Origin of the sequence: Streptomyces sp. NPDC048514, assembly GCF_043199955.1 — a bacterium.
Lineage (GTDB): Bacteria > Actinomycetota > Actinomycetes > Streptomycetales > Streptomycetaceae > Streptomyces.
This window is the reverse complement of sequence record NZ_JBICWT010000015.1, coordinates 159125-166984: the sequence shown is the minus strand read 5'-3', so window position 1 is coordinate 166984 and position 7860 is coordinate 159125. Positions and strand designations below refer to the sequence as shown.

General features: G+C 73.9%; 7 protein-coding genes. 6 read left to right on the top strand and 1 reads right to left on the bottom strand.

Annotated features, from left to right (window positions below):
• The 4 genes from ACGFT2_RS30525 to ACGFT2_RS30510 all read left to right on the top strand — a co-directional run.
• A partial coding sequence (locus ACGFT2_RS30525) for an NAD-dependent epimerase/dehydratase family protein (RefSeq protein WP_393284441.1) occupies positions 1-1003 on the top strand: 1003 nt, incomplete at its 5' end.
• A 4-nt stretch (positions 1004-1007) separates the two neighbouring features.
• Entirely contained in the window at positions 1008-2276 is a 1269-nt protein-coding gene (locus tag ACGFT2_RS30520; RefSeq protein WP_393284439.1) for a sensor histidine kinase, read from the top strand.
• Positions 2261-2914: a LuxR C-terminal-related transcriptional regulator gene (locus ACGFT2_RS30515; protein ID WP_393284436.1), complete on the top strand. Its 654-nt coding sequence runs from the start codon at positions 2261-2263 to the stop codon at positions 2912-2914. The genes ACGFT2_RS30520 and ACGFT2_RS30515 overlap by 16 nt, the downstream gene beginning before the upstream one ends.
• A 173-nt stretch (positions 2915-3087) precedes the next feature.
• Entirely contained in the window at positions 3088-4656 is a 1569-nt protein-coding gene (locus tag ACGFT2_RS30510) for a DUF1996 domain-containing protein (RefSeq protein WP_393284433.1), read from the top strand.
• Positions 4657-4736: 80 nt separating this feature from the next.
• On the opposite strand, the gene ACGFT2_RS30505 is transcribed toward ACGFT2_RS30510, so the two are convergent.
• Complete coding sequence (locus tag ACGFT2_RS30505) at positions 4737-5135, bottom strand: hypothetical protein (RefSeq protein ID WP_393284431.1); 399 nt, start codon at positions 5133-5135, stop codon at positions 4737-4739.
• Positions 5136-5252: 117 nt separating this feature from the next.
• Here ACGFT2_RS30505 and ACGFT2_RS30500 point away from each other — a divergent pair, with 117 nt between their 5' ends.
• Positions 5253-5771 (top strand): tetratricopeptide repeat protein, encoded by a 519-nt coding sequence (locus ACGFT2_RS30500; protein ID WP_393284643.1) that lies wholly within the window; start codon positions 5253-5255, stop codon positions 5769-5771.
• A 48-nt stretch (positions 5772-5819) separates the two neighbouring features.
• A complete protein-coding gene (locus ACGFT2_RS30495; protein ID WP_393284429.1) occupies positions 5820-7733 on the top strand; it encodes a hypothetical protein in 1914 nt (637 codons plus the stop codon).
• Positions 7734-7860: the final 127 nt, after the last annotated feature.

Sequence of the window (7860 nt, the reverse complement as noted above, 5' to 3'; positions counted from 1 at the left end):
GGGGCTGTGCCCGTTCTGCCCCGGGGGGGGGGCGGCCCCGCCCCGCGGGGGGGGGGGGCGGCCGGGCCCCCCCACCGCCCCCGACGGCCTCGCGGCCCTCGCGGCCGACGACGGCGGCTGGGACGCCGTCGTCGACACCTGGTCGGGGGCGCCGCGCGCCGTGCTGGCCGCGGCACGGCTGCTGCGGGGCCGCGCCGGGCGGTACGCGTACGTCTCCAGCCGGTCCGTGTACGCCTGGCCTTGGCCGCCCGGAGCCACCGAGGACGCTCCGCTGATCGAGGGCGCCGCCGCCGACGCCGGGGCGCTCGACTACCCCCGGGACAAGCGGGGCGGCGAGCTGGCCGCCGTCGAGGCCTTCGGCGCCCGGGACTCGCTGCTGGCCCGCGCCGGGCTGATCCTCGGCCCGTACGAGAACGTGGGCCGGCTGCCCTGGTGGCTGACCCGGATCGCCCGCGGCGGCCCGGTCCTGGCTCCCGGACCGCGTGAACTGGCAGTGCAGTTCATCGACGTGCGCGACCTGGCCGGCTGGCTGCTCGGGGCGGTTGAGCGGGCGGCGGGCGGGCCGTACAACATGGTCGGGCCGCCGGGTCACACCACCATGGGCGAACTGCTCGGGGCCTGCGTCCGGGCCACCGGCGCGGACGCCGAACTCCGCTGGACCGACCCGGAGGTGATCCTGGACGCCGGTGTGGAGCCGTGGACCGGGCTGCCGGTGTGGGTGCCGCCGGGCGGCGAGCTGTACGACGCCGTGCACCGCGCCGACGTGACCCGGGCGCTGGCCACCGGGCTGGTGTGCCGGCCGGCCGCGGAGACCGTCGCCGACACCTGGCGGTGGCTGACGGAGATCGGCGGTACGGCGCCGCAGCGGCCGGACCGGACGGTGCGGGGCGTGGCCCCCGAGGTGGAGGCGGGGCTGCTCGGCACGGCGGGGGTGCACCTGGCACCACCCTCCGGGAGGGGGGCGAGGGCCAGTGACCCGGGTCCGGGGGGTCGGCCAGACTGACGCCATGAACACCGAGAAGAGCGACGCCTTGCGCACCCGCGCCCGCGAAGTGGTGCTGGCCGCCGTGCGGGGACTCGTCCTGGCCCTGGCCGTGCTGCCCTGCAGTGTGGCGTTCCTCGTCCTGACCCTGCTCTCCGTCGTGCTCATCCCGGTCGGTGTGGGGCTCTTCACGACCCCGGCGATCCTGACCGGGGTGCGCGCCCTTGCGGACGTCCGCAGGAGGCTCGCCGAGGAGTGGTGCGGGGTGCGGATCCCGTCGGCGTACCGGCCCGTGCCGGCCGGCGCCAAGCCCTGGACCCGCACCTTCCGCATGCTCGGCGACCCGCAGACCAGGCGGGACGTGCTGTGGCTGCCGGTGGACATGACCGCGGGCTTCTTCACCGCGCTGCTCCCGGCCGTGCTGCTGTTCTACCCCTTCGAGGGGTTCGCGGTGGCCGCCGGGCTGTGGCGGGTGCTCTCGGACGGCGGCACCTACTGGTACGGCTTCGTGCCGGTCACCGGAGGGCCGACCCAGCTCGGTGCGGCCGCCACGGCCACCGTGCTCCTCTTCGCCACCTACCGCCTCACCCCGCGCCTGCTCACCCTGCACTTCCGGCTCGCCCGGGCGGTGCTCGGCACCGGCGACGGCGAACTCGCCGAACGTGTACGCGTGCTGACCGAGACCCGGCAGGACGCGGTGGACGCCTCCGCCGCCGAGCTGCGCCGCATCGAGCGGGACCTGCACGACGGCGCCCAGGCCCGGCTCGTCGCCATGGGCATGGACCTCGGCACCATCGAGATGCTGGTCGAGCGGGACCCGGCCCGGGCCAGGCAACTGCTCGCCCAGGCCCGCCGGAACTCCGCCGACGCCCTGGAGGAGCTGCGCGACCTGGTGCGCGGCATCCATCCGCCGGTCCTCGCCGAACGCGGACTGGGCGACGCGGTACGGGCGTTGGCGCTGCGGCTGCCGCTGCCCACGGAGGTGACCGTGGAGCTGCCCGGCAGGGTGGACGCACCGGTGGAGTCGGCGGCCTACTTCGCGGTCAGCGAGGTGCTCACCAACGCCGTCAAGCACTCCGGCGCGGACCGGATCTGGATCGACGTGCACCACGCCGAGGGCCGGCTGCGGGTCACGGTCACGGACAACGGCAGGGGCGGCGCGGCGATCGGGGCCGGCTCCGGACTCGCCGGGGTCGAGCGGCGGCTCGGTACATTCGACGGCGTCCTCGCCGTCAGCAGCCCGCCCGGCGGCCCCACCCTGGTGACCATGGAGATCCCGTGCGCGTCGTCCTAGCCGAAGACCTCTTCCTGCTGCGCGACGGCCTGGTCCGGATGCTGGAGGCCTACGGCTTCGAGATCGCGGCCGCCGTCGAGTCCGGACCCGAACTGACCCGGGCGCTGGCCGAGGCACGGCCCGACGTCGCCGTGGTCGACGTCCGCCTGCCGCCCACCCACACCGACGAGGGCCTGCAGTGCGCGCTCGCGGCCCGCCGGGAGCGGCCCGGACTGCCGGTGCTGGTGCTGTCCCAGCACGTGGAGCAGCTGTACGCGCGCGAGCTGCTCGCCGACGGCGACGGCGGGATCGGCTACCTGCTCAAGGACCGGGTCTTCGACGCCGACCAGTTCGTGGACGCCGTACGGCGGGTGGCCCAGGGCGGTACGGCGATGGACCCGCAGGTGATCCGGCAGCTGCTGTCCCGGCGGGCCGGTGACGACCGGCCGCTCGGCCACCTCACCCCGCGCGAGCGGGAGGTGCTGGAGCTGATGGCGCAGGGCCGGTCGAACGCGGGCATCGCGGCGCAGCTCGTGGTGACGGAACGGGCCATCGCCAAGCACACCTCCAACATCTTCACCAAACTGGGTCTGGAGGTGTCGGACGATGACAACCGGCGCGTTCTGGCCGTGCTCGCCTATCTGGACGGCGATCGTTGATCTGCGTGAACCCCCGCTGGTCAGGCCCATGTTGGGGAACCTGTGACGCGAAGAGCCGGTGAGGAATTCGCGGGACCGGTGAACACCTCCGGGGCGGTGTCCGTATGGAAGGGCGCCGCTTCACTCCTGTCGGGCGCCTCGATGCTGCCCCGCAAGGAAGTCAGAGGAGTTCCATGGGACGCAACACACGAAAACGCCGTACGCCGCTGGCCAACAAGGCCATAGCCGCATCGGCGGCCCTAGCGCTCGGTGGGGGCGGGCTGATCTGGGCGAACTTCTACGCCTCGGCGCACGAGTCGAACCACCAGACGTGGGGAGGCAACCAGACCAAGGCCGCCTCGGCGCAGGTCGCGACGCTCTCCTGCCCGGACGTCGGCCAGAAGCTGACGAACGTGCCCACCCAGGCCCGGGGGGAGGTCGCCGGGGAACTGGCCAACCTCGACCGCCAGATCACCGACGCCTACCAGCGTCTGGCGACCACGCGGGACGCACAGGCCAGGGACGCGAGTTTCGTGCAGAACTCCATCCTGCGGCCGCTGGAGCAACGGCGGACGGTGATCCTCGACCGGATCAGACTGGAGATCAGCCGACAGGGCGGCACCACGCCAGGCGATCTGGCGGCCCTCGCCACCTGCACCGCCCAGAACGCCGACCAGACCACCGCCGGCGGGCAGAACGGCCAGAACAACGGTGGCCAGCAGCAGAACGGCGGCCAGCAGAACAACGGCCAGAACAGCGGTGGTCAGCAGCAGAACGGCGGCCAGCAGCAGGGCGCGGGCGGCCAGCAGGGCAACGGGCAGCAGCAGAACATCGGCGGGCAGGCCGGCAACGGCCCGGTCGCGGCCGACTTCGTGGACATCACCAAGGTCCAGCCGAACGTGCAGGGCAAGCCCCGCCAGAGCCGCTCCGCCTCGACCGGCAGCTTCACCACGCGCTGCGGGGTGAACGCCAACAAGAACCACAACACCGACAACGTGATCGTGGCGCCCGGCGTGACCAACGGCGCGCACCACACGCACGACTACGTCGGCAACCAGAAGATCAACGCGTTCTCCAGCAACCAGACGTTCCTGCAGGGCGGCACCAGCTGCCAGAACCGCAGCGACCTGTCGTCGTACTACTGGCCGGTGGTCCGGCTCCAGGACGGTTCGCAGGACTTCGACCAGAACCAGGACGGCGGTGGCAAGGAAGGCAACGTCGGCAAGATCCTGGTCCCGTCGCAGGCGCAGATCAAGTACGTGGGCAGCCCGCGCGGCAAGGTCGTGGCGATGCCGCAGTTCCTGCGGATCATCACCGGTGACGCCAAGACCACCACGAACGGCCTGGCCAACGCCAACGCGCACTGGAGCTGCACCGGCTTCGAGAACAAGGTGCAGCTGACCGAGCAGTACCCGATCTGCCCGCAGGGCAGCAAGGTGGTGCGTACGTTCGCCTTCCAGAGCTGCTGGGACGGGCAGAACGCGGACAGCGCCAACCACCGCACCCACGTGGCGTTCGCCGACGCCAACGGCAACTGCCAGAACGGCTTCAAGGCCATTCCGCAGCTGACGATGCGCCTGGTCTACGACATCACCCCGCCGACCCTCCAGAACGGCCAGGTGAAGAACGCCTACGCGGTGGACGGGTTCCCCGAACAGCTGCACAAGGCGGCCACGGACCACGACGACTTCATCAGCATCACGAGGAACGGTCTGGCCAGCAAGATCGCCAACTGCGTCAACCGGGGTCAGAACTGCTCCTGACCCCAGCAGCGGGCCCATGACAGAAGGCCGGTGACGGATCCCCCTCCCGTCACCGGCCTTCGCCGTGCCCGCCGGACGCGTCAGCCGCTGTGCGCGTGCGCGTGGTGGTCGACGCCGTTCTCGACCTCGCCGCCCAGCGTGCCGCGCAGCGCCGAGACCACCCCGTCGTCGCCGACGGCCACCCACTTGCGGCCGACGAGGTAGTGGCCGCCGTAGTCCTTGGCGTCGTTGATCCACTCGCGCTGGCCGCGGTCGGTGGCGAAGGTGGCGAGGATGAACCTGCCGTCGCCGTTCTTGCAGAGGGCCTGACGGATCTCGTCCGCGTCGGTCTGCATGTTCGGCTTGCACTTCACCTCGGCGGCAAGGCGCTCCAGGCTGCCGGTGGCGGTGGCCGGCACCGCCCGGGTGTCCGCGCCCGAGCTGCAGCCCGCCAGCGCCACTACGGCTGCGGCGCCGAGCAGCAGTCCTGTCAACCTCATCTGTTCCTCCGGTCCGGGTGGGCCAAGCATGCCGCGCGGAGCCCCGGCGCGGGACCCCGTCCAGGGGATACGGCTCCCGCGCCCGCCGTGCTCAAATCGATCGCCGGCCACGTACGGATGTGCGAGGGTGACCCGGTGAACCGGAACTGGGAAGACCGTGTGGCCGCCGCCTGGGCCTCCTTCGACGACTACCCCGAAGAGCGCGCGCACGAGTTCCGCGCCCTGATCGACGCGCTCGTCGCCGAGCTGCCGGGCGACAGTCCGCTGGGCCCCTTCGAGCAGGCCTGCGCCTGGGACTCGACCGGGCACTCGGACAAGGCGGTGCCGTTGTACCGGGAGGCGCTCGCGCGGGGGCTCGGCGGCTACAAGGGCCGGCGGGCCAGGATCCAGCTGTCGAGTTCGCTGCGGAACACCGGGCAGGCCGAGGAGGGCGTGAAGCTGCTCACCCCGGAACTGGACGCACCGTCGGACGAGTTGGACGACGCGGTGCGGGCGACCCTCGCGCTGTGCCTGTCCAGCCTCGGCCGCGACCGCGAGGGCCTGTCCCTCGTCCTCGGTGCCCTGGCTCCCCATCTGCCGCGCTACCAGCGGTCGATGGCCAACTACGCGCGCGCCCTGGTCGAACCGGAGGCGTGACCACTCGTACGGCGGTGACTTCCCACCGGTTCACTCGTTTTCCCGGACGTGCAGTCACAGGATGTAGCCCAGCGTCACGCACCCGCCTCCACCGCACCGGTCGGCTTCGAGCAGGCCGAGGCCGCGCTCGTCGAGCACTACCCACGTCTGGTCCGGATCGCCTATCTGGTGCTGCCGCCCGGCCTCGGCCGCTCCCGCCGGGTGCTGACCGCGCACGCCCTCGCCCAGCGCGCCCTGCCCCGGGGCCGCAAGCAGCCGTCCGTGCTGCCGGCGCAGGCCTCGGGGCGGGAGGGCGACCCCGGGTACGTCTGTCTGCGTGAGCGGGTGCTGCGCGCGGCCCTGGAGGCGGGCCGCCCCCGCAAGGGCCTGCTCCGGCTCGCCCAGCTGCCGGCGCCGCTGCCCCAGGTATGGGGGCTGCGGCTGTTCCCGCGCTCCGGCGGTGCCGACGAACTCGCCCTGGACCAGCGGCTGTCGGCCCTGTCCGGTCCGGCCCGGGCCGCGTACGTGCTGCGTGGGCTGGAGAATCTGCCCGACGCCGGCGTGCACGCGATCCTCGCGGCCGCAGGCGTCGACGACCCGGGCGGCGCGCTGGCGGCGGCGAACGGCGTGCCCGCGCAGCCCGCGCTGCTCTCCTCCCCCGAGTTCGACCCCTGTTCGCTGCAGGCCCGGCCCACCGATCTGGTGCGGCGCCGCCAGCACACGAAGGCCGCCCTCGCCGCGGCCGCCGCGCTCGCCGTGTGCGGGGCGCTGGTCGCCCTGCCCGGCGGCGGCTGGGGTTCGGACGGCGCCGCCGCACCCGTCTACGCCGGGAACCCGGCCGCCGAGGCCGCCCTCGATCCCGGCAGACTCACCCGGGTCTCCCCCACGGCCTGGCGGTCGGCGGCGCGCACCGACTTCTCGGTGTGGCCCGCGCGCGGCCCGCTCACCGGCGACCGGGCCCTGCTGCGCCGCGCCCTGGCCGTGTGGGCCCGGCCCGGTGAGACGGTCCGGGTCTCGGCCACCCCGGGCACCCAGACCGGCGGCCCGGCCGGGCCACCCCAGCTGCTCTACGCGGGCGTGGTCGACAACGTCCGGCTGGTGGTCCTCTACGACGGTCTGCGGATCGCCCGCTACGCCGAGCCGAAGGACGGCACCCAGGGCGCGGCCCTCGACTTCGCCCGGGTCGACGGCGCGTCCGGCGCCGAGGCGAGCGCGCTGGTGCTGGGCCGCTCCGACGGCAACGTCCGCTATCTGACCGCGCCCTGGGTACGGAAGGCGGCCGCACGTGATCTGATGAAGCCGGACGCGGCCGCCGCGCCCCTGGCCCGCACCGGCGACGGCATCACCGCGTCGCTGGCCAGCCCCGCGCTGCGGGCGGGCAACTGCACCTCCTGGACCGTGCTCCAGCTGACCGACGCCGCCGGCACCCAGCTCTCCACGGACCTCGGTGAGCTGGTCCCCGCCCACCTCACCGCGGGGCGTCCCGGCGCGACCGGCGAGGCGTCCGGCGCGCAGGGGCTGCGCTCGTGGGCGCCGTTCGCCTGCTCACTGTCGGCCGAGCGCTCGTCGGGCATCCGCAGCGTCAACGCCTGGGCCTACGCCGAGCAGCCACTGCCCGACGGCAGTGGGGCGGCCGACTGGGTGTGCACCCGGGCCGAGACCTGGCGCGGTGACGGCACGGCCGCGACGGCCCAGTTCCACCCGCCGGGCGCGGCGGCCGGGACGGCCGTCGCGAAGGGCACCGACGTCCCGGCGTGCGGCACCCGCGAGCCCCAGGTGCTGGCCGGGGTGCTGTGGAAGTCCGGTGCCGGGCACTGGTATCTGCTGGCGGCGGGCAGCAAGGAGACGGCGTCGGTCCGGGCGACGGGTGGCGTCACGGCTTCCGCCAAGGGGCCGTTGCTGGCGGCCCGGGCCGGGCAGGGGGCCCGGGCGGACCTGGAGGGGACGCTGACGGACGGGCGGTCGGTCAGCGGACTGCGGTGAGCGCCGCCGGGCCTCGCCGCCGCGCCCGGGTGACGGCTGGACCGGGGAGAAGCCGGCCCGCGCCCACCCGGCAGCGGTTGCTGACACGGATGTAAACAAGCGGCACCACAAGGGTTCACAGGCGCCC

Excerpts from the sequence above, each read along its gene's own strand:
- ACGFT2_RS30520 (WP_393284439.1), top strand. The coding sequence starts at position 1,008 with ATGAACACCGAGAAGAGCGACGCCTTGCGCACCCGCGCCCGCGAAGTG.
- ACGFT2_RS30510 (WP_393284433.1), top strand. The coding sequence starts at position 3,088 with ATGGGACGCAACACACGAAAACGCCGTACGCCGCTGGCCAACAAGGCC.
- ACGFT2_RS30505 (WP_393284431.1), bottom strand. The coding sequence starts at position 5,135 with ATGAGGTTGACAGGACTGCTGCTCGGCGCCGCAGCCGTAGTGGCGCTG.
- ACGFT2_RS30500 (WP_393284643.1), top strand. The coding sequence starts at position 5,253 with ATGTGCGAGGGTGACCCGGTGAACCGGAACTGGGAAGACCGTGTGGCC.